Consider the following 21631-nt stretch of genomic DNA (forward strand, 5'->3'; position numbering starts at 1 on the left):
CGCGGTCGGGCCGCACTCGGCTCCGCGGAGCGTGGAACCAGACGGCCGTGCGCATCGCAACCGCGGAGGCCCGAAGACTTCCATTTCGAGCGTCATCCGAGCGTCAAGAACCCCGCAAGAGCCACTTGAGGCGTCGCCGTGGCAAGCGCATCACTCACGAATCCGCAGGTCAGAGAGCTCTCAAAGATCGATCCGCCCGCTCGAACCGCTGCACGGAGGGAAACGGGTCGAGTAACCCGCCCGAACAACAAGACCGCAGGTCAGGAGCCCTTTACGGCAGGCTCAAGAATCGCCACGCACTCCACGTGATGCGTCATCGGGAACAGGTCGAACGCCCGCAGCGTGCGCACCCGGTAGCCCGTTTCCGCGAAGTAGGCGATGTCCCGGGCGAGGGCGGCCGGGTCGCAGGCGACGTAGGCGATCCTCCGCGCACCCAGGCCCGCCAGGTGCTTGACGGTCTGCTTGCCGGCGCCCGCGCGGGGCGGGTCCAGGACGATGAGGTCGACCTCGGTGATGCCCGTGCGCGGGAGGGCCTGCTCGACCTTGCCCTGCTCGATGCGGACGCGCTCGAAGTGCTGGAGGTTGTGGCGGGCGTCCTCCACCGCGCGCTTGCCCGACTCGATGCCGAGGACGGCGCCCTTGTCGCCCACCCGGTCGGCCAGGGCGCCCGCGAAGAGGCCGGCGCCGCAGTAGAGGTCCAGGGCCGTGTCGCCCTTGCGGGGCAGCAGGCCCTGCATGACGGCGCGCACCAGGGTGTCGGCCGCCTGGGGGTGGACCTGCCAGAAGCCGCCGTTGCCGACGCGGTACGTGCGGTCGTCGGCGCGCTCGCGCACGAACGGGCGGCCGTGGACCCGGTGGACGCCGCCGTCCTCGGCGACCCGCAGGACCGAGACCGGCTTGTCGAGCTCCACCAGCGGGAGGCGGGCGCCCGGGCGGGGGGTCAGGACGACCTGGCGGTCCTGGGAACCGGTCGCGGCGATGGCGTCCACGGACTCCATGCCGGACCAGTCACGCCGCTCGATGCCCAGTTCGCCGACGCCCGGCGCCGCGATCAGGCAGCGGTCGATGGGCTGGACCTCGTGCGAGCGGTGCTTGCGCAGGCCCGCGTGCCCGTCGGCGTCGATCGCGTACTGGACGCGGGTGCGCCAGGCAGGGACCTCGCCCGCCGGGACCTTGTCGCCCTCGGCGGGCATGACGGTGCCGTCCCAGCCGGCCTCCTCGGGCGTCAGGCCGGCCAGCCGCTTAAGCTGCTCGGCGACGACCTCGCCCTTCAGGCGGCGCTGCGCGCCGGGCTTGGCGTGCTGCCAGTCGCAGCCGCCGCACTTGCCGGGCCCGGCGTACGGGCACGGCGCCTCGACCCGGTCCTTGGAAGCGGTGAGGACGCGGACCGCGTCGGCGCGCAGGAACCGGGAGTCCTCGGCACCCTCCGTGACGCGGACGACGACCCGCTCGCCGGGCAGCGCGTGCCGGACGAAGAGCACGCGGCCCTCGTCGGTTCGGGCGATGCAGTGGCCGCCATGCGCGACGGGGCCGACCTCGACCTCGTACTCGTCCCCGACCAGGGACGAGGACGACGAGGACTCGGGTGCGTTCTGCATGAGGGGGTGACTCCAAGGGCTGAGGGGGGCTGCCAGGCGGCGGCAGCCCTCCAGTCTACGTGCCTCCCGGGTCAGCTCTTCCCCGTCGGCTCCTTGGGGCGCTCCACCGCCGGGCCGCGGCGCACCGAACCGGGCGCGTTCCACTCCTGGCGCTTCTTCGCCCGCTTCTTCGCGACCTCGGAGGACTGGAGCTGGTACGGGACGGAGGTGACCATCACGCCCGGGGTGAACAGCAGCCGCCCCTTCAGGCGCAGCGCGCTCTGGTTGTGCAGCAGGTGCTCGTACCAGTGGCCGACCACGTACTCCGGGATGATCACGCTCACCGCGTCGCGGGGGCTCTCGCGCCGGATGCTCTTGACGTACTCGATCACGGGGCGGGTGATCTCGCGGTACGGGGAGTCGAGGATCTTCAGCGGTACGTTGATGCCGCGCCGCTCCCACTCCTCCTTGAGCGCCTTGGTCTCGGCCGGGTCCACGTTGATGCTGAGCGCCTCCAGCTTGTCGGAGCGCATCAGCCGGGCGTACGCGACCGCCCGCAGCGTGGGGCGGTGGACCTTGGAGACCAGGACGATGGAGTGGACGCGGGAGGGGCGGACGGTGTCGTCGCTGGGCTCGTCCGGTGCGGAGATCTCGTCGGCGACGCGGTCGTAGTGCTTACGGATCGCGGTCATCGTCCCGTAGAAGATGACCATGCCGAGCAGGGCGACCCAGGCGCCGTGGGTGAACTTGGTCGCCAGGACGACGACGAGGACCAGGCCGGTGAAGAACGCGCCGAAGGTGTTGATCGCCCGGGAGCGGATCATGCGGCGGCGGGCGGCCTGGTCGCGCTCGGTGCGCAGGTGGCGGTTCCAGTGCCGGACCATGCCGGTCTGGCTGAGGGTGAAGGAGACGAAGACGCCGACGATGTAGAGCTGGATCAGCCGCGTGGAGTCCGCCCCGTACAGCCACACCAGCAGGATGGCCGCGCCCGCGAGGAGCACGATCCCGTTGGAGAAGGCGAGCCGGTCGCCACGGGTGTGGAGCTGGCGCGGCAGGTACCGGTCCTGGGCGAGGATCGAGCCGAGGAGCGGGAAGCCGTTGTACGCGGTGTTGGCGGCGAGGAACAGGACGAGCGCGGTGGCCGCGGCGAGCAGGATGAAGAAGAAGGTGTCCTGGCCGAAGACGGCGGCCGCGACCTGGGAGATCACCGGGTTCTGCACGTAATCCGGGCCGACCGGGACGCCGTCGCGGATCAGGTCGTGGGCGGGCTGCTCGGCCATCTTCACGTCGGTGGCCATGGCCAGGCCGATGATGCCGCAGAACATGGTGACGGCCAGGCCGCCCATGAGGGCGAGGGTGGTGGCGGCGTTCTTGCTCTTGGGCTTGCGGAAGGCGGGTACGCCGTTGCTGATGGCCTCGACGCCGGTGAGCGCGGCACATCCGGAGGAGAACGCGCGCAGCAGGAGGAAGACGAGGGCGAAGCCGGCGAGGCCCTCGTGCTCGGGCCGGATCTCGAAGTCGGCGGTGGGGGCCTTCATGGCGTCGTCGAGGACGAGCCCCTTGTACGCGCCCCACGCGATCATGATGAAGACGCCGGCGACGAAGACGTACGTCGGGATGGCGAAGAGCTTGCCCGACTCCTTCACGCCCCGGAGGTTCATGAGGGTGAGGAGGACGATTATCGCGATGGCCGAGAACACCTTGTGCTCGACGACGAACGGGACGGCCGAGCCGAGGTTCTCCACTCCGGAGGAGATGGAGACGGCGACCGTGAGGACGTAGTCGACGAGGAGCGCGCTGGCGACGGTGAGGCCGGCCTTGGGGCCGAGGTTGGTGTTGGCGACCTCGTAGTCGCCGCCGCCGCTGGGGTAGGCGTGGACGTTCTGCCGGTAGGAGGCGACGACCGTGAACATCAGGACCACGACGGCGACCGCGATCCAGGGGCTGAAGTGGTACGCCGACACACCCGCGATGGAGAGGACCAGCAGGACTTCTCCCGGCGCGTACGCCACCGAGGAAAGCGGGTCGGATGCGAAGACGGGGAGCGCGATGCGTTTGGGGAGAAGGGTTTCTCCCAGCCTGTCGCTGCGCAGCGCCCGGCCGATCAGGATCCGTTTGGGCACGTCGGTCAGTTTGGACACGCAGAGGATCGTAAGCGCTCGAAATGAGCCCCGCCCACCCACCACCCCTGCTTGCCGAGGAAACTTGCGATCCCTTAACGCGGACGGCACGGGACGGTACCGGGTGATCGCTCAGCGGCACCGGAAGAGGGGCGTGACCGGGGCCACCGGCCGCAGGGCCGGCGCCGGGCCGGGGGTGTGCGGGCGGCCCGTGGCCGGAACGTGCCGCGGCCGCGTCTGCCGCCTCGGATGAGGGCAACGGAGGGGTGGCGGCATAAGCTCGTCATCGGGCAACACCGCACGCAGGCTGAGAGAGAAGAGTGAGCAGGGTGTTTTCGCAGGTCAGCAAGATGACCAGGAGTGCGGGGTAAGCGGACGTGCACATCGTCATCATGGGCTGCGGGCGAGTGGGAGCCGCACTCGCGCAGACCCTGGAACAGCAGGGACACACGGTCGCCGTCGTCGACCAGGACCCGACGGCCTTCCGGCGCCTCGGCTCCGGCTTCGGCGGACGGCGCGTCACCGGTGTCGGCTTCGACCAGGACACCCTGCGTGAGGCGGGGATCGAGGAGGCCGGAGCGTTCGCCGCGGTGAGCAGCGGTGACAACTCCAACATCATCGCGGCGCGGGTCGCGCGCGAGATGTTCGGCATCGAGAACGTCGCCGCCCGTATCTACGACCCCCGCCGTGCCGAGGTCTACCAGCGCCTGGGCATCCCGACCGTCGCCACCGTGCGCTGGACCGCCGACCAGATGCTGCGGCGGCTGCTGCCGTCCGGTGCCGAACCGCTGTGGCGGGACCCGAGCGGTGGTGTGCAGCTCGCCGAGGTGCACACGTCCGCGTCGTGGATCGGCCACAAGATCAGCCGGCTCCAGGAGGAGACCGGCGTACGCGTGGCCTTCCTCACCCGCTTGGGCGAGGCGGTCCTGCCGACGTCGCAGACCGTGCTCCAGGAGGGCGATCTGGTGCACGTGATGATGCGTACGGACGAGATCGAGAAGGTCGAGGCGGCCTTCGCCGAAGGTCCTGAGGAGGGCGGTCACTGATGCGGGTCGCTATTGCGGGCGCCGGCGCGGTGGGCCGTTCCATCGCGGGCGAGCTGCTGGAGAACGGGCACGAGGTGCTCCTCATCGACAAGGCGCCGACGGCGATCTCGGTGGAGCGGGTGCCGCAGGCCGAGTGGCTGCTGGCCGACGCGTGCGAGATCACGTCGCTGGACGAGGCCGCCTTGCAGCGCTGCAACGTCGTGATCGCGGCGACCGGTGACGACAAGGTGAACCTGGTCGTCTCGCTGCTCGCGAAGACCGAGTACGGGGTGCCCCGGGTGGTCGCCCGGGTGAACAACCCGAAGAACGAATGGCTGTTCAACGAGTCGTGGGGCGTCGACGTCGCGGTCTCCACGCCGCGCCTGATGTCGGCGCTGGTGGAGGAGGCGGTGAGCGTCGGCGACCTGGTCCGGCTGCTGCGCTTCAGCCACGGCGACGCGAACCTCGTGGAGCTGACGCTCCCGCCGGAGTCGGCGATGGCCGGTACGTCGGTGGGCGACGTGGCCTGGCCGCAGGACACCTCGCTGGTGACGATCATCCGCGGTTCGCGCGTGCTGACGCCGGGCCCGGAGGAGACCCTGGAGGCGGGTGACGAGCTGCTGTTCGTCGCGGCCCAGGCCCGCGAGGAACAGTTGGAGGATCTGCTCTCGGTGCGCCGCGAGGACGCCACGAGCTGAGGCCGTGCCGTACGGCGAGGGGCCCTGGACCACATACGGTCCAGGGCCCCTCCGCGTACACCGGTCCGGTGTGTCCGGCGCAGCGCGCCGTGGCGTCCGGCGCGGTGTCAGACGTCGCCGTGGTGGGGGTGGGGCGGGGGCGCCTGGCCTGCCGCGGCGGCCTTGCGCTCCTCCTCGGCGCGCTCCTCCGCCTCCATCTCCGCGAACACGTCGATCGGCGGCGGCGCCTTCGCCAGGAACAGCCAGGTGAGGTAGACCGCCAGCAGGAAGGGCGGGATCTTCAGGATGACCAGCACCCAGCCGAGCTGGGTGGTGTCCGCCCACCAGTACAGCGGGAAGAGGATCGCGCACTTGGCGAGCAGGATCAGGCCCCAGGCCCAGCTTGCCTTGGCGTACGCCTTCTTGCGGCCGGGGTTGCGGGTGCGCCAGGAGAGGTTCTCCTTGAAGACCGGGCCGAGCATCAGGCCGATCAGCGGGACGCCCGCGAGGGTGGTGACGATGTACGCGATCGCCAGGCCCAGCGTGTAGAGCATCCCCGGCAGGTAGAAGTCCTTGGCGTTGCCGGTCATCATCGCGAAGACCACGCCGAAGGCGACGCCGAAGACACCGCTGAAGGCGTGCTTGACGGTGTCGCGGCGGACCAGGCGGACCGCGACCAGCAGCAGGGACACGCCCAGCGCCGCGAGGGCCGACAGGTGCAGGTCCTTGTTGATCGTGTAGATCGTGACGAAGAGCAGGCCGGGGAGGACTGTCTCCACCATGCCGCGCACGCCGCCGAAGGCGTCGAACAGGGCCGCTTCCGTCACGGCCCTGGAGTCGTGCGCGCCGTGGGCGGGGCCCGGCGCGGCGGCCTGGTCGGTGGGGGTCGGCTTGTCGAGTGACGTCACCGGCTACTCCTGTCCCAGCGGTCGGAGTTCGTATTTGGGATTGAAGAGGACCCTGCGGCCGTGGCTCATGGAGATCCGGCCGGAGGCGATGAGCTTACGGCCCGGTTCTATGCCCACGATGGACCGTCGGCCCAGCCACACCACGTCCAGCGGGGCCGTGCCGTCGAAGAGTTCCGCCTCCAGCGCGGGCACGCCGGCCCGCGGGCGCAGGGTGACCGTCCGCAAGGTACCAGTCACCTTGACGATCTGCCGGTCGTCGCAGTCCGAGATACGGATGCACCCCGAAGCCTGCGTGTCCTCCCGGAGCTCCTCCGACTCCAGCTCCCCCTGGGAGCTGGAGAGCCGGTCGAGCATCCGGCGGAAACGGCCGGTCTGCTTCTCGGTTCGCGGTGCAGCACTCATACAGAAAGCGTACCGGCCCTCATTGGCGGCGGATCAGCGCTCGAACCTGTACCCCATCCCGGGCTCGGTGATGAAGTGCCGGGGGTGCGAGGGGTCGGCCTCCAGCTTGCGGCGGAGCTGGGCCATGTAGACGCGGAGGTAGTTGGTCTCGGTGCCGTAGGAGGGTCCCCACACCTCCTGGAGCAGTTGCTTCTGGCCGACGAGCCGGCCGCCATTGCGGACGAGGACCTCGAGGAGGTGCCATTCGGTGGGCGTCAGACGTACGTCACGTCCACCGCGCTGGACCTTCTTGGCGGCGAGGTCCACCGTGAAGCCGGCCGTCTCGACCACGACGGTGCCGTCGTCGCCGCCCACCGGTTCGGCCCGGCGCACGGCGGCGCGCAGCCGGGCCAGCAGCTCGTCCATGCCGAAGGGCTTGGTGACGTAGTCGTCGGCGCCGGCGTCCAGGGCCTCGACCTTCTCGTCGGAGGTCTGGCGGGCGGAGAGCACCAGGATCGGGACGCGGGTCCAGCCCCGCAGGCCCTTGATCACCTCGACGCCGTCCATGTCGGGCAGGCCGAGGTCGAGGATGATCACGTCGGGGTGGCGGCCGGCGGCCAGTTCGAGCGCCGTCGCGCCGTCGGGTGCCGCGTCGACCTCGTACTTGCGTGCCTTCAGGTTGATCACGAGGGCGCGCACGATCTGCGGCTCGTCGTCGACCACGAGCACCCGCGTCATGAGGGGCCTGCTTTCTCCAGCGGGGGGACGGGGGGAACAGCGGCGGGGGCGGCCGCCTTGAGGGTGAGGACCATGGTGAGGCCACCGCCGGGGGTGTCCTCGGCGGTGATGGTGCCGCCCATCGCCTCCACGAAGCCGCGCGCGACGGCGAGGCCCAGGCCGACCCCGGCGCCGCGCGGTGCGTCGCCGTAGCGCTGGAAGGGGGCGAAGATGCGGTCCTTGGCCTCGTCGGGCACGCCGGTGCCACGGTCGACGACGCGCAGCTCGACGCGGTCGGCCATGGCGCTGGCCGACACCAGCACCGGTGCGGCGCCCAGCCCGTACTTGACGGCGTTCTCGACGACGTTGGCGACGGCCCGCTCCAGCAGGCCCTTGTCGACCTCGACCATCGGGAGGCTCTCGGGGATGTCCAGCTCGGCGCTGCCGTCGGGCACGCCGCCGAGCGCCATGGGGACGACCTCGTCGAGGTCGATGGCGCGGATCAGCGGGGTGACGGTGCCGGTCTGGAGGCGGGACATGTCGAGCAGGTTGCCGACGAGGTGGTCGAGCCGGTCGGCGCCCGCCTCGATGCCTTCGAGGAGCTCGGCGCGGTCCTCCTCGGACCACTCGACGTCGTCGGACCGCAGCGAGGACACGGCGGCCTTGATGCCCGCGAGGGGCGTACGGAGGTCATGGCTGACGGCCGCCAGCAGCGAGGTGCGGATCTTGTTGCCCTCGGCGAGCTTGCGGGCCTCCTCGGCCTCGCCGACCAGCCGCTGCCGGTCGAGGACGACGGCGGCCTGGGCGGCGAAGGCGCCGAGCACCCGGCGGTCCTCGGCGGGCAGGACGCGGCCCGACAGGGCGAGGGCCATGTGGTCGCCGACGGGCATGTCGACGTCGGCGTCCTCGGGGCGCGCCACGGGCCGGCGGCCCACGCTCCCCGCGCGGGTCCACGGTTCGACGTCGCTCTCGCGCTCCAGGAGCGCCACCGACTCCATGGAGAACGTCTCGCGGACCCGCTCCAGCAGGGCGTCCAGGGCGGTCTCGCCCCGCAGCACGCTGCCGGCCAGGAAGGACAGCACCTCGGACTCGGCGCGCAGCCGGGCCGCCTGGTGGGTGCGGCGCGCGGCGAGGTCGACGACGGAGGCGACGGAGACGGCGACGCCGAAGAAGACGGCGATGGCGACCATGTTGCGGGGGTCGGCGACGGTGAACCGGTACAGGGGCGGGGCGAAGAACCAGTTGAGCAGCAGGGAGCCGAAGGCCGCCGAGGCCAGGGACGGGGCCAGGCCGCCGAGCAGCGCGGAGGCCACGGTGAGCGACAGGAACAGCAGCATGTCGTTGGCGAGGCCGAGGTCCGCCTCGATGTGGGTGAGCAGCAGCGTCAGCAGCGCGGGGCCGGCGACGCCGGTCAGCCAGCCGCAGATGGTGCGGGAGCGGCCGAGGCGGGCACCGCGGGCGACGGGCAGGCCGCGGCCCCGGGCGACCTCCTCGTGGGTGACGATGTGGACGTCCAGGTCGGGTCCGGAGTCCCGGGCGACGGTGGCGCCGACGCCGGGGCCGAACACGTACTGCCAGGTCTTGCGGCGGCTGGAGCCGAGGACGATCTGGGTGGCGTTGACGCCGCGGGCGAACTCCAGGAGCGCGGAGGGCACGTCGTCGCCGATGACGTGGTGGAAGGAGCCGCCGAGGTCCTCGACGAGGGTGCGCTGGACGGCCAGCTCCTTGGGCGAGGCGGAGGTCAGGCCGTCGCTGCGGGCGATGTAGACGGCGAGCATCTCGCTGCCGGAGCCCTTGGCCGCCATCCGGGACGCGCGGCGGATGAGGGTGCGGCCCTCGGGGCCGCCGGTGAGGCCGATGACGATGCGCTCACGCGCCTGCCAGGTGGTGCGGATGTTGTGCTCGCCGCGGTACTGCTGGAGGTACTCGTCGACCCGGTCGGCGGTCCACAGCAGGGCCAGCTCGCGCAGGGCGGTGAGGTTGCCGGGGCGGAAGTAGTTGGAGAGGGCCGCGTCGACCTTGTCGGGCTGGTAGATGTTGCCGTGGGCCATGCGGCGGCGCAGCGCCTGGGGCGACATGTCGACCAGCTCGATCTGGTCGGCGCGCCGGACGACCTCGTCGGGCACGGTCTCCCGTTGCCGTACGCCGGTTATGGACTCCACGACGTCGCCCAGCGACTCCAGGTGCTGGATGTTGACGGTGGAGATGACGTCGATGCCGGCGGCGAGCAGTTCCTCGACGTCCTGCCAGCGCTTGGCGTTGCGCGAGCCGGGGAGATTGGTGTGGGCCAGGTCGTCGACCAGGGCGACGGCCGGGCGCCGCGCCAGGACCGCGTCCACGTCCATTTCGGCGTGGTGGGCGCCGTCGAGGGCGAGCTCCTTGCGGGGTATCTGTTCCAGTCCGTGCAGCATCACCTCCGTACGGGGGCGGTCGTGGTGCTCGGCGAAGGCGACGGCGCAGTCGGTGCCGCGTTCGACGCGGCGGTGCGCCTCGGAGAGCATCGCGTACGTCTTGCCGACGCCCGGTGCCGCACCCAGGTAGATCCGTAGCTTGCCGCGTCCCATGGCCTCATTGTCGTCATTTGTCGTTCGACTGCTTGTGCGTAGACCTTACGACCGGTGGTGGCGGCGAACCGGACGCGGGGGGGGTTCCCGGGCGTCTTGACGGGATTCTGATGCGGCCGGCGGTGCGGTCGGGGGCCGACGCCGGCAGGCGGGTGCGGGGTGCGGTCGGGGGCCGATGCCGCCGGCGGGCGGGGTGGCGTCGCCCGGTTCCGCCTGGGGACAACGCGGTGGGCCGCACCCGTCGTACGGGTACGGCCCATCATGCGTGCGGGAGAGAGGGGTCAGCGGACCTCGGTGATCTCCGGGCCGCGCTGGAGCTGTCCCATGCCGCCGGAGAACCGCGACGACTCCTGGTCCTCCTGCTGGACGCCCTCGGGCACCATCTGCGCGTCGTTCGGCAGCTTCAGGACGATCGGGTCACGGGGCGCCATGGGGCCCTCGCCCCGTACGACGACGGTGTCCCGGAAGATCTGCTCCAGCAGGCCCGCGGCCTCCGGCTGGACCGCGCCCTGGCCGGAGATGACCCCGCGCAGGAACCAGCGGGGGCCGTCCACGCCGACGAAACGCACGAGCTGTACGCCGCCGGTGCCGTCCGGCAGCTTGACCGGCACCTGGGCCCGGAGCTCCCAGCCGAGCGGGCCCTCGACCTCGTCGATGATGCCGCCCTGCTGCGTGATCCCGGAGGCGATCTCCTCGCGGACCTCGCCCCAGATGCCCTCCTTCTTGGGGGCCGCGAACGCCTGCAGCTGGACGGCGCTGTCGCGCAGCACCACCGTCGCCGCGACGATCGCGTCGCCCGCGACCTCCACGCGCAGCTCCATGCCCTCGACCCCGGGCACGAACATGCCGCCCAGGTCCACGCGGCCCTCCTCGGGCCGGGAGACCTCGGAGACGTCCCAGGGGCCGTCGGGCCGGGGCGCCGGCGGAAGGTTCACCCGGCGCGGCTCGCTGTCCGCCGCGTCGTCAGTGCCGACCTCGTCGACGACCTGCTCGGCCTCGCCCGCCGCGTCGGCAGCGGCACCGCTCTTCTTGCGACGTCCGAACACGTCACTGTCCTTCCCGGTCGGATACGACCGAAGCGTATCGATTCCCACCCGTCCAGCCCTCCGTGGCGGCATGACCGCCGGTGGACCCGAAGCCCCCCTCGGCCCGCGCCGAGCCGGGAAGCTCCGCCACTTCGTGGAAACGGACCTTCTCGACTTGCTGAACGACCAGTTGGGCGATCCGGTCGAACCGCTCGAACCGCACGCTCTCGCGCGGGTCCAGGTTGACCACGATCACCTTGATCTCCCCACGGTACCCGGCATCCACCGTCCCTGGGGCATTCACGAGGGCCACTCCGCAACGAGCTGCGAGACCCGAACGGGGGTGCACGAACGCGGCGTACCCGTCGGGCAGCGCGATGGACACCCCGGTGGGCAGGACCGCGCGCTCGCCGGGGGCCAGTTCGGCGGCCTCGGTGGTGACGAGATCGGCGCCCGCGTCGCCCGGGTGCCCGTACGACGGGAGCGGCACCTCCGGGTCCACGCGGCGGATCAGGACGTCGACAGGGTTACGCATCAGGGGTTCACCTCGAAGGCGCGGGAGCGCCGGACCTGGTCGGGGTCGGCCATGGCCGCCCGGATCTCCTCCGGGCGCCCGTTGTCGATGAAGTGATCGACCTTGACCTCGATGAAGAGGGCTTCGGCGCGGACGGCGACGGGCCCCTCGGGGCTGCCGATCCTGCCGGTCGCCGTGGAGTAGATCTTCCGGCCGTGTACGGCGGTGACCTCGGCCTCCAGGTGCAGGACCGTGCCGACGGGCACCGGGCGCACGAAGTCGGTCTCCAGCCGGCCGGTCACCGCGATCACCCGCAGCAGCCAGTTCAGCGAGCCGAGCGTCTCGTCGAGCGCGGTGGCGAGGATGCCGCCGTGCGCGAGGCCCGGGGCGCCCTGGTGGTCGGTGGTGACCGTGAACTCGGCGGTGACGGTCACGCCCTCGCCCGCCCTGGCCGCGAGGTGCAGCCCGTGGGGCTGTCCGCCGCCGCAGCCGAAGCAGTGCTCGTAATGGGCGCCCAGGAGCTCGCCGGGGGCGGGCGCGTCGGGGTGCCGTGCCGGCGGTATGGCGTCGGCCGGGGGCGTCAGTGCAGTGCTCACAGCGGGAGACCTTACCCGCGCGGCGGAGCACCGGTCGCGCCGTGCCAAGCTTGGGTGTATGCAGCCTTCCGCAGCGGCTTCCGTTCCGGCCTCCGCCCCGCAGTACGACGAGCGTCTCACCGCTCCCCGCTCCTGGTGGCTGCTGGCCGCCCTGGTCGGCGTCTCGGGGGCGCTGATGACGATGCCGCTGGGCACCCTGCCCACGCTGGGCGGACTGATCGTCGGGGGCGCGCTGGCGGCGATGGCGGTCAGTTCGTACGGCTCGGCACGGATCCGGGTGGTGGCGGGCTCGCTGGTCGCCGGGGACGCGCGCATCCCGGTGTCGGCGCTGGGCGAGCCCGAGGTGCTGGACGCCGAGGAGGCGCGGGCCTGGCGGACGTACAAGGCGGACACGCGCGCGTTCATGCTGATGCGCGGCTACGTTCCGGCGGCGGTGCGCGTCGAGGTCACCGACCCGGACGATCCGACCCCGTACGTGTACCTCTCCAGCCGCGACCCCGAGGCCCTGGCGGCGGCGCTGACCGCCGTACGGGCCCAGGCGTAGGTCCCGGGCGGGCGACCGCGCGGGGGCGTTTCCCCGGGCGGGCGACCGCGCGTGAGCCGGGGGCGGTCCCGGGGGCGGGCGAGGGAGTGTCCGGAAAGATCGGCGAGACACCCCCTAGAGGCCGAGCTCCTTGGGGTTGTCCGGCTGTTCCAGCGGGGGCAGGGCGGGGAGCGCGTCCCAGGGCACCTGCCGGGTGCGGAGGTCCTTGCGGATGCGCTCGGCGAGCTTCTTGGTGTCGCGCCGGTTCATCACGGCACCGACGGCCGCGCCGACCATGAACGGCATCAGGTTCGGCAGGTTGCGGACCATGCGCTTCATGATCTGCTGGCGCAGTTCGCGTTTCATGCGGCCGCCGAGGGCCGCGTTGACGGTGGCGGGCTTGGTGACGTCGATGCCCCGCTCCTCCGTCCAGGAGGTCAGGTACGCCGTCGCACGCTCCTTGAGGTTGCCCGGGGGCCGCTGTCCGTAGACCTCGTGGAGTTCGGCGATGAGCTTCAGCTCGATCGCCGCGACGCCCGTGATCTCGGCGGCCATCTCGGCCGGCATCGCGGGCGGTACAGGCAGCATGGCGGCCGCGCCGACGCCGGCGCCCACCGTGGAGGTGGCGTTGGCGGCGCCCGCGATCAGCTTGTCCGCGAGCTGCTCGGGGGTCAGGCCCGGGAACTGCCGGCGCAACGTGGCCAGGTCCCGGACGGGAACGCGCGGGGCGTTCTCGATGAGCCGGTCGGCGAGGTGGGCGAGGCCCGCCTTGGCACCGTCACGGCTCTTGAGCACGCCACGCCGGACGGCGTCGATGCGCCGTGCCCCGGTGGACGGGGCGGACGTGGCGGTCAGGTCGACCGGCGCCCCCGCCCTTCCGGCCGCCTCGAGCGAGGCCGAGGGGCCTCGCTCGTCTTCACGCGCGCCGGGGGAGGGCAGGAGGGCGGAGGACTCGGCGGGCGCGTCCTGTGCGCCTGGTGCCGGGCCTGTGCCGCCCTGGTACGCCTCCGGCTTCCGATGGAGCCGGAAGCGTCGCTTCCGAGACGGGGTGTCGCCTGCCACGGCCGACGGACCTCAGTCGCAGTCTCGGCAGATCGGCTGACCGTTCTTCTCGCGGGCCAGCTGGCTGCGGTGGTGGACCAGGAAGCAGCTCATGCAGGTGAACTCGTCCGCCTGCTTGGGCAGCACCCGGACGGCCAGCTCCTCGTTCGAGAGGTCCGCGCCGGGCAGCTCCAGGCCCTCGGCCGCCTCGAACTCGTCGACGTCGACGGTCGAGGTCGACTTGTCGTTGCGCCGGGCCTTCAGCTCTTCAAGGCTGTCCGAGTCGACGTCGTCGTCGGTCTTGCGTGGGGTGTCGTAATCCGTTGCCATGTCGCTCTCCCCCTCTGGGTGGTTGCGGTGTCTCCAGCGCACGTAACGCGTGAGAGGCCGGACTTGTGCCCGACCTGAGGCGGAGATTTTGCCTCACATCAAGGTCTGTTACTCAATCGACACCCAACCGGACCCCTCGAGAGTGATCGGGTTTGGATGGCGAACGGGACCGTACACGGTCCGGGAGCCGCGCCCTACAGGCGCCACCCCCTGTACTTCCCGTGATCTCACCCCCCGGAAACCCGGACTTTTCCTGGTTTTCCGGGGGAATTCTTGATCACGGAGAGTAGATGGCCGGAACGATTCCCTTGTGATCGATCACACACGTAACTCTCGTGAACAGGTCACGAGAATTCCGCGCAAAGCGAACAGCTCGGACGGCTCGACCGGCGTGTCACAACGGAAGCGTGACACGCATGACGAGGCCGCCGCCCTCGCGGGGCTCCGCGATGATACGGCCCCCGTGGGCCCGCGCGACCGACCGGGCGATCGACAGGCCCAGTCCGACCCCCTTGTCACTGCCGGTCCGCTCCTGTCGCAGGCGTCTGAACGGCTCGAAGAGGTTGTCGATCTCGTACGCGGGAACCACTGGTCCCGTGTTCGAGACGACCAGGACCGCCTGGCCGTGCTGCGTCTCGGTGGTGACCTCGACCCAGCCCTCGTCCACGTTGTACCGGACCGCGTTCTGGACCAGGTTCAGGGCGATCCGCTCCAGCAGCACACCATTGCCCTGGACGACGGCGGGCGCCCGCTCGCCGCGGATCTCCACGCCCTTCGCCCCGGCCTCGGCCCGGGTCTGGTCGAGGGCACGCGAGGCGACCTCCGCCAGGTCCACGGGCTTGCGCTCCACGATCTCGTTGTCGCTCCGGGCCAGCAGCAGCAGGCCCTCCACGAGCTGCTCGCTGCGCTCGTTGGTGGCCAGCAGCGTCTTGCCCAGTTGCTGGAGCTCCACGGGCGCCCCGGGGTCGGAGAGGTGCACCTCCAGCAGGGTGCGGTTGATCGCCAGCGGCGTGCGCAGCTCGTGCGAGGCGTTGGCGACGAAGCGCTGCTGGGCGGTGAAGGCCCGCTCCAGGCGGTCCAGCATGTCGTCGAAGGTGTCCGCGAGCTCCTTGAGCTCGTCGTCCGGCCCGTCCAGCTCGATCCGGCGGGAGAGGTCCGTACCGGCCACGTTGCGGGCGGTACGGGTGATCCGGCCCAGCGGCGACAGGACCCGGCCGGCCATCGCGTACCCGAAGGCGAAGGCGATGACGCTCAGGCCGAGCAGCGCGAACAGGGAACGGCGCAGCAGATCGTCCAGGGCGTGCTGGCGCTGTTCGTTCACGCACGAGTTCATCGCCCGGTTGAACTCGTCGGGACCGGCCTCGACCGGGAAGATGCAGACGTTGCTCGCCACCTGGCCGTTGACGATCTTGAACGGGAGTTCGCTGCCGACGTGCAGGGCCTGCGCGGCCAGCAGGTAGATGATCGACAGCAGCAGGATGCCGGCGATCAGGAACATGCCGCCGTACAGCAGCGTGAGCCGTATGCGGATCGTCGGACGCAGCCAGGGGCGGACGGGCTCCCGGGGGTCCCAGGTCGGCTTCGGGGGCGCCTGTGGCGGCGCGGGGGTCGCGGCCACGGGTCAGATCCGGTAACCGGAGCCAGGCACGGTGACGATCACCGGCGGCTCGCCGAGCTTGCGGCGCAGGGTCATCACCGTGACGCGCACCACGTTGGTGAAGGGGTCGGTGTTCTCGTCCCAGGCCTTCTCCAGAAGCTGCTCGGCCGAGACGACGGCACCCTCGCTGCGCATCAGTACCTCCAGGACGGCGAACTCCTTCGGTGCGAGCTGGATCTCCCTGCCGTCGCGGAAGACTTCGCGCCGGTTCGGGTCGAGCTTGATCCCGGCCCGCTCCAGCACCGGCGGCAGCGGCACCGTCGTCCGCCGCCCGAGCGCCCGCACCCGGGCGGTGAGCTCGCTGAACGCGAACGGCTTGGGCAGGTAGTCGTCGGCGCCGATCTCCAGGCCCTCCACCCGGTCGCTGACGTCCCCGGAGGCGGTCAGCATCAGCACCCGGGTGGGCATGCCCAGATCGACGATCTTGCGGCAGACGTCGTCCCCGTGGACGAGCGGCAGGTCGCGGTCGAGGACGACCACGTCGTAGTCGTTGACCCCGATGCGCTCCAGGGCGGCCGCCCCGTCGTACACGACGTCGACGGCCATGGCCTCCCGGCGCAGACCGGTGGCCACCGCATCGGCGAGCAGCTGCTCGTCCTCGACGACGAGTACGCGCACGGCGCTGTTCCTTCCTCCGAGCCCGGTTTCCGGGCAGGTATTTCCGCACGGAGTGTGCGGGTGTCCATCCTGCCCCTTACGCGCGTAAACCGGCTGTAAGGCGGCCTGCGGCAGCGACGGACCCGGCGGGGCGGCGCGGGAATCGACGGAATTCCCGGAGCAGTTGAGGTTTCCGTGAGGAAGCCATTGGGGAGGACGACTGCACACCCGAGATCACGCCGCGTATGTGGCGCGCCACGAACCGCTCTGTCTCCCAGAGGGTGCAATGCGTGATCGAACGACAACCCTCGGCACACCCCCGTGCCACCGACCCATGACGAGGGGGCGCACGATGGACGCTTTCACCGCAGGACTGCTGCAGCGCATAAGGGCCACGGAGACCGACCTCACGCGGGCTCGCGAGACGGGAGACGACTTCCTGGCCGATGTCGAGCAGGCGGAGCTCGACGACCTCCGCCGGCTCGCCGCGGAACACGGCGTGGACGTCACCCCCGCGCACGCCTGACACGACACGAAGGGCGCGCAGCCCACCGGCCCCGGCCCCCGCGGAACCCCGCGGCGACCGGGGCCTTTCGTACGCCCGGGGCGCGGCCCGAGTCCGGGTGGGGCTCGGGTGGGGCTTGGGCGCGGTCCGGGTGGGGTCCGGGTGGGGCTTGGGCGGGGTCCTAGTCGTGCCAGGCGCCGAAGTCCTCCAGGAGGGCCTGGAGCGGTGCGAAGACGCCCGGGGACGCCGCCACCGTCAGTTCGCCCGACGGGGCGGTGCCGGGGCGGCCGCCGGTCAGGGCGCCGGCTTCGCGGGCGATCAGGGCACCGGCCGCCAGGTCCCAGGGGCGGAGCCCGCGCTCGTAGTAGCCGTCCAGGCGGCCGGCGGCGACGTCGGAGAGGTCGACCGCGGCGGAGCCGCTGCGCCGGATGTCGCGGAGCCGGGGGATCAGGCGCCGGGCCACGTCGGCCTGGTGGGCGCGGACCTCGGCCACGTAGTTGAAGCCGGTCGACACCAGTGCCTGGTCCAGCGGCGGGGCGGGCCGGCAGCGGATGGGCCGGTCGTTCAGGAAGGCGCCGCCGCCGAGCACCGCGCGGAAGGTCTCCCCGCGCATCGGGGCCTCGACGACCCCGACGACGGTCTCGCCGTTCCGCTCGGCGGCGATGGAGACCGCCCAGGTCGGCAGGCCGTACAGGTAGTTCACCGTGCCGTCCAGGGGGTCGACGACCCAGCGGACGCCGGTGGTGCCGTCCATGGCGGCGCCCTCCTCGCCGAGGAGGCCGTCGTCGGGGCGGTGCTCGGCGAGGAAGGCGGTGATCAGTTTCTCGGCGGCGATGTCCATCTCGGTGACGACGTCGATGGGGCTCGACTTGGTCGCCGCGACGCCGAGGTCGGCCGGGCGGCCGTCGCGCAGCAGGGCACCGGCCCGGCGCCCGGCCTCCAGGGCGAGGTCCAGGAGCTCGGTGAGGAGCGGGTCGCGCGGGTCGGTCACAGCGTCTCCTTACGCGTACGGGCTGTCGGCGCCGGCCGCCGCGGGCCGCTCGGCGCGGGCCGGGCAGCAGCCGGCCGGGCACAGGTCGTGCGAGGCGCCGAGGGCGCCCAGCGCGCAGCGCTCCACCGCGGTGCCCCGCTCGGCGGCCGCGCGCTCCAGGAGCAGGTCGCGGACGGCGGCCGCGAAGCGCGGGTCGTCGCCCACCGTCGCCGACCTGCGTACCGGCAGGCCGAGCTCGGCGGCCTTGGCGGTGGCCTCGGTGTCCAGGTCGTACAGGACCTCCATGTGGTCCGAGACGAACCCGATCGGGACCATGACGACCGCCGGTGCCCCGGCGCCGTGCAGGGCTTCCAGGTGGTCGCAGATGTCCGGCTCCAGCCACGGGATGTGCGGGGCGCCGCTGCGCGACTGGTAGACGAGCTCCCAGGGGTGGTCGATCCCGGTCTCGTCCCGTACGGCGTCGGCGATGAGCCGGGCGACCTCCAGGTGCTGCCTGACGTACGCGCCGCCCTCGCCGTGCTCGCCGGCGGGGCCGGAGGTGTCGGCGGCGGCGGTCGGGATGGAATGCGTGGTGAAGGCGAGGTGGGCGCCCGCGCGGACCGGCTCGTCGAGCTCGGCCAGCGACTTCAGGACGCCCTCGATCATGGGCCGGACGAACCCGGGGTGGTTGAAGTAGTGCCGCAGCTTGTCCACCCGGGGCAGCGGCAGGCCCTCCGCTTCCAGCGTGGCCAGGGCGTCCGCCAAGTTCTCCCGGTACTGGCGGCAGCCGGAGTACGAGGCGTAGGCACTGGTGGCGAGGACCGCGATGCGGCGGTGCCCGTCGGTGACCATCTCGCGCAGCGCGTCGGTGAGGTACGGCGCCCAGTTCCGGTTGCCCCAATGGACGGGCAGGTCGAGGCCGGCGTCCGCGAAGTCCTTGCGCAGCGCGGCCAGCAGCGCGCGGTTCTGGTCGTTGATGGGGCTGACGCCGCCGAAGAGGAAGTAGTGCTGCCCCACTTCCTTGAGGCGTTCCTTGGGGATGCCCCGCCCCCGGGTCACGTTCTCCAGGAACGGGACCACGTCGTCGGGGCCCTCGGGGCCGCCGAAGGAGAGCAGCAGCAGGGCGTCGTACGGGGCTGGATCGCGCTGATCGGCCATGGCATCGGACATGGGATCGATCCTGCCACCAGGGTCCGACAGCCGGGAAACCGCCGTGCGCCGTCACCCGTTCGGACGTAACCTGTGAAGGCTGCCCATACGCCTTACGCAGGCGCCCCATGCTCACTGGCCGGAGACCGTCTTGCCCAGTCCCTACCGCGCGATCTTCTCCGCCCCCGGCTCCGTCGGTTTCTCCGCCGCCGGTTTCCTCGGCCGGATGCCGCTGGCCATGATGGGCATCGGCATCGTCACGATGATCTCCCAGGTCACCGGCCGGTACGGGCTGGCCGGCGCGCTGTCCGCGACGCTCGCCGTCTCGGCCGCCGTGCTCGGCCCGCAGGTCTCCCGGCTGGTCGACCGGTACGGGCAGCGCCGGGTGCTGCGCCCGGCCACCCTGATCACGGTGGTGGCCGTCGCGGGGCTGCTGGTCTGCGCCCAGCAGGGGCTGCCGGAGTGGACGCTGTTCGTGTTCTCGGCGTCCGCCGGGTGCGTGCCGAGCATCGGGGCGATGACCCGGGCGCGCTGGGCGGCGATCTACCGGGGCTCACCGCGCGAGCTGCACACCGCGTACTCGTTCGAGTCGATCGTCGACGAGGTGTGCTTCATCTTCGGCCCGATCGTCTCCATCGGCCTGTCGACCGTCTGGTTCCCGGAGGCGGGGCCGCTGCTGGCCGCCCTGTTCCTGCTGACCGGCGTCTGGTGGCTGACCGCGCAGCGGGGCACGGAGCCGACGCCGCACCCGATCGAGCAGCACACCGGCGGCTCGGCGCTGCGCTCCCCCGGCCTCCAGGTGCTGGTGGCCGCGTTCGTCGCGACCGGCACGATCTTCGGCGCGGTGGACGTGGTGACGGTGGCGTTCGCCGAGGAGGAGGGCCACAAGGCCGCGGCCAGCCTGGTGCTGGCGGTGTACGCGCTGGGTTCGTGCCTCGCGGGCGCGGTCTTCGGGCTGCTGCATCTGAAGGGCGAGCCGTCGCGCAGGTGGGTTCTGGGTGTCTGTGCGATGGCCGTGAGTATGATCCCCCTCCAACTGGCCGGGAGCCTGCCGTTCCTGGCCGTGGCGCTCTTTGTCGCGGGCCTCGCCATCGCACCGACGATGGTGACGACCATGGCCCTCGTCGAGGCCCACGTACCGCGCACCAAACTGACCGAGGGCATGTCCTGGACGGGTACCGGGCTCGCGGTCGGCGTGGCGCTCGGCTCCTCGGCCGCGGGCTGGGTGGTCGACGCGCACGGGGCGGCCGCGGGGTACGCGGTCCCCGGCGTCGCGGGAGTGCTCGCGGCCGCGGTGGCGTTCCTGGGGTACCGCCGGCTGCGCAAGCCGGTGCCGACGTGGGAGGGGCAGCGTGAGCAGGACCCGGAACAGCCGGAGCGGCAGCACCACGTGGCGTAACTGGGCGGGCACCGTGGCCGCCACACCCGTACGGGAGGCGCGTCCCGCTTCGGTCCAGGAGCTGGCGGACACGGTGCGGGGCGCCGCGGAAGAGGGTCTGAGGGTCAAGACGGTCGGGACGGGTCATTCGTTCACGGCCATCGCCGCCACCGACGGCGTGCTGGTCCGCCCGGACCTGCTGACCGGCATCCGTCGGATCGACCGGCGTGAGCTGACCGTCACGGTGGAGTCGGGCACACCGCTGAAGCGGTTGAACGCGGCCCTGGCGCGGGAGGGCCTGTCGCTCACGAACATGGGCGACATCATGGAGCAGACGGTGGCGGGCGCCGTCAGCACCGGTACGCACGGCACGGGCCGTGACTCGGCGTCGATCGCCGCGCAGATCCGGGAGCTGGAGCTGGTCACGGCCGACGGGCGGGTGCTGACCTGCTCGGAGAAGGAGAACCCGGAGGTGTTCGCGGCCGCCCGGATCGGGCTGGGCGCGCTCGGGGTCGTCTCGGCCATCACCTTCGCGGTGGAGCCGGTCTTCCTGCTGACCGCGCGGGAGGAGCCGATGACCTTCGACCGGGTCACCGCGGAGTTCGACGCGCTGCACGCGGAGAACGAGCACTTCGAGTTCTACTGGTTCCCCCACACCGGCAACTGCAACACCAAGCGCAACAACCGCAGCGCGGGCCCGGCGGCCCCGCCCGGGCGCGTCAGCGGCTGGATCGAGGACGAACTGCTCTCCAACGGGCTCTTCCAGGTGGTGAACTCGATCGGGCGGGCGGTTCCGGCGGCCGTCCCCGCGATCGCCAAGGTCTCCAGCCGCGCCCTGTCGGCCCGTACGTACACGGACATCCCCTACAAGGTCTTCACAAGTCCACGCCGGGTGCGATTCGTGGAGATGGAGTACGCGCTGCCGAGGGAGGCGGTGGTGGGCGCGCTGCGCGAGCTGAAGGCGATGGTCGACCGGTCGCCGCTCCGCGTCAGTTTCCCGGTGGAGGTGCGGACGGCGCCCGCGGACGACATCACGCTCTCGACGGCCTCGGGCCGGGACACCGCGTACATCGCGGTCCACATGTACAAGGGCACGCCGCACCGGGCGTACTTCACGGCGGCGGAGCGGATCATGACGGCCCACGGGGGACGGCCGCACTGGGGGAAGCTGCACACCCGGGACGCCGCGTACCTCGCGGAGGTGTACCCGCGGTTCGGCGAGTTCACCGCGCTGCGTGACCGTCTGGACCCGGACCGGGTGTTCGGCAACGACTATCTGCGACGGGTGCTGGGCGACTGACCGTCCACCGGCCGTCGCCCCGTCCCTTCTGTACCGGTTTTCCGCGTGTACACCCTCTCGTCCCTCTCTACTCTCTG

The 21631-nt window shown here is 71.7% G+C and carries 21 protein-coding genes; 6 read left to right on the forward strand and 15 right to left on the reverse strand.

The annotated features are described in order from the left end of the window. Positions 1-260 precede the first annotated feature (260 nt). Together ACF068_RS27045 and ACF068_RS27050 are read right to left on the reverse strand one after the other, a co-directional pair. A complete protein-coding gene (locus ACF068_RS27045; RefSeq protein WP_392276902.1) occupies positions 261-1598 on the reverse strand; it encodes a class I SAM-dependent RNA methyltransferase in 1338 nt (445 codons plus the stop codon). Between the two features lie 71 nt (positions 1599-1669). Continuing rightward, positions 1670-3718 (reverse strand): APC family permease, encoded by a 2049-nt coding sequence (locus ACF068_RS27050; protein WP_392276903.1) that lies wholly within the window; start codon positions 3716-3718, stop codon positions 1670-1672. A gap of 356 nt (positions 3719-4074) precedes the next feature. On the opposite strand from ACF068_RS27050, the gene ACF068_RS27055 reads away from it, so the two are divergent. Further along, on the forward strand, positions 4075-4743 hold the full coding sequence (locus tag ACF068_RS27055) for a potassium channel family protein (protein WP_392276904.1): 669 nt from the start codon (positions 4075-4077) through the stop codon (positions 4741-4743). After that, complete coding sequence (locus ACF068_RS27060) at positions 4743-5420, forward strand: potassium channel family protein (protein WP_392276905.1); 678 nt, start codon at positions 4743-4745, stop codon at positions 5418-5420. Before ACF068_RS27055 ends, ACF068_RS27060 begins: the two co-directional genes overlap by 1 nt. A 107-nt stretch (positions 5421-5527) precedes the next feature. On the opposite strand, the gene ACF068_RS27065 is transcribed toward ACF068_RS27060, so the two are convergent. The 7 genes from ACF068_RS27065 to ACF068_RS27095 form a co-directional block, all read right to left on the reverse strand. Then, entirely contained in the window at positions 5528-6307 is a 780-nt protein-coding gene (locus tag ACF068_RS27065) for a DUF3159 domain-containing protein (RefSeq protein ID WP_392276906.1), read from the reverse strand. Positions 6308-6310: 3 nt separating this feature from the next. Beyond that, positions 6311-6709: an OB-fold nucleic acid binding domain-containing protein gene (locus ACF068_RS27070; RefSeq protein WP_392276907.1), complete on the reverse strand. Its 399-nt coding sequence runs from the start codon at positions 6707-6709 to the stop codon at positions 6311-6313. Positions 6710-6742: 33 nt separating this feature from the next. Then, the gene (locus ACF068_RS27075; RefSeq protein ID WP_392276908.1) at positions 6743-7426 is read right to left on the reverse strand and encodes a response regulator; all 684 of its coding nucleotides are present in this window, start codon (positions 7424-7426) and stop codon (positions 6743-6745) included. Further along, entirely contained in the window at positions 7423-9969 is a 2547-nt protein-coding gene (locus ACF068_RS27080; protein ID WP_392276909.1) for a DUF4118 domain-containing protein, read from the reverse strand. The genes ACF068_RS27075 and ACF068_RS27080 overlap by 4 nt, the downstream gene beginning before the upstream one ends. A 281-nt stretch (positions 9970-10250) precedes the next feature. Then, a complete protein-coding gene (locus ACF068_RS27085; RefSeq protein ID WP_392276910.1) occupies positions 10251-11015 on the reverse strand; it encodes a DUF3710 domain-containing protein in 765 nt (254 codons plus the stop codon). A 1-nt stretch (position 11016) separates the two neighbouring features. Continuing rightward, complete coding sequence (gene dut / locus ACF068_RS27090; protein WP_189553709.1) at positions 11017-11529, reverse strand: dUTP diphosphatase; 513 nt, start codon at positions 11527-11529, stop codon at positions 11017-11019. After that, positions 11529-12104, reverse strand: a complete 576-nt coding sequence (locus ACF068_RS27095; RefSeq protein ID WP_392276911.1) for a PaaI family thioesterase — start codon at positions 12102-12104, stop codon at positions 11529-11531. Before ACF068_RS27095 ends, dut begins: the two co-directional genes overlap by 1 nt. Before the next feature lie 58 nt (positions 12105-12162). On the opposite strand from ACF068_RS27095, the gene ACF068_RS27100 reads away from it, so the two are divergent. Next, positions 12163-12648 (forward strand): DUF3093 domain-containing protein, encoded by a 486-nt coding sequence (locus ACF068_RS27100; RefSeq protein WP_392276912.1) that lies wholly within the window; start codon positions 12163-12165, stop codon positions 12646-12648. A 114-nt stretch (positions 12649-12762) separates the two neighbouring features. Here ACF068_RS27100 and ACF068_RS27105 read toward each other — a convergent pair whose 3' ends face one another. The 4 genes from ACF068_RS27105 to ACF068_RS27120 form a co-directional block, all read right to left on the reverse strand. Then, positions 12763-13689 carry a hypothetical protein gene (locus tag ACF068_RS27105; RefSeq protein WP_392276913.1) on the reverse strand — a complete coding sequence of 309 codons (927 nt, stop codon included), beginning with the start codon at positions 13687-13689 and terminating at the stop codon, positions 12763-12765. A gap of 12 nt (positions 13690-13701) precedes the next feature. Then, on the reverse strand, positions 13702-13998 hold the full coding sequence (locus ACF068_RS27110; RefSeq protein ID WP_003955561.1) for a DUF4193 domain-containing protein: 297 nt from the start codon (positions 13996-13998) through the stop codon (positions 13702-13704). Positions 13999-14392: 394 nt separating this feature from the next. Further along, on the reverse strand, positions 14393-15616 hold the full coding sequence (locus ACF068_RS27115; protein WP_392276914.1) for a sensor histidine kinase: 1224 nt from the start codon (positions 15614-15616) through the stop codon (positions 14393-14395). 3 nt (positions 15617-15619) lie between these two features. Beyond that, entirely contained in the window at positions 15620-16273 is a 654-nt protein-coding gene (locus ACF068_RS27120) for a response regulator transcription factor (RefSeq protein ID WP_189553714.1), read from the reverse strand. Between the two features lie 331 nt (positions 16274-16604). On the opposite strand from ACF068_RS27120, the gene ACF068_RS27125 reads away from it, so the two are divergent. Beyond that, on the forward strand, positions 16605-16778 hold the full coding sequence (locus ACF068_RS27125; RefSeq protein ID WP_392276915.1) for a hypothetical protein: 174 nt from the start codon (positions 16605-16607) through the stop codon (positions 16776-16778). Between the two features lie 160 nt (positions 16779-16938). On the opposite strand, the gene ACF068_RS27130 is transcribed toward ACF068_RS27125, so the two are convergent. Beyond that, the gene (locus tag ACF068_RS27130; protein ID WP_392276916.1) at positions 16939-17748 is read right to left on the reverse strand and encodes an inositol monophosphatase family protein; all 810 of its coding nucleotides are present in this window, start codon (positions 17746-17748) and stop codon (positions 16939-16941) included. Positions 17749-17757: 9 nt separating this feature from the next. Further along, positions 17758-18885 (reverse strand): ferrochelatase, encoded by a 1128-nt coding sequence (locus ACF068_RS27135; protein WP_392276999.1) that lies wholly within the window; start codon positions 18883-18885, stop codon positions 17758-17760. A 142-nt stretch (positions 18886-19027) separates the two neighbouring features. On the opposite strand from ACF068_RS27135, the gene ACF068_RS27140 reads away from it, so the two are divergent. After that, complete coding sequence (locus ACF068_RS27140) at positions 19028-20275, forward strand: MFS transporter (RefSeq protein ID WP_392276917.1); 1248 nt, start codon at positions 19028-19030, stop codon at positions 20273-20275. Beyond that, positions 20229-21554, forward strand: a complete 1326-nt coding sequence (locus tag ACF068_RS27145; protein WP_392276918.1) for a D-arabinono-1,4-lactone oxidase — start codon at positions 20229-20231, stop codon at positions 21552-21554. The genes ACF068_RS27140 and ACF068_RS27145 overlap by 47 nt, the downstream gene beginning before the upstream one ends. The last annotated feature ends 77 nt before the right edge of the window (positions 21555-21631 follow it).

Source organism: Streptomyces sp. NPDC016309 (assembly GCF_043077235.1).
Lineage (GTDB): Bacteria > Actinomycetota > Actinomycetes > Streptomycetales > Streptomycetaceae > Streptomyces.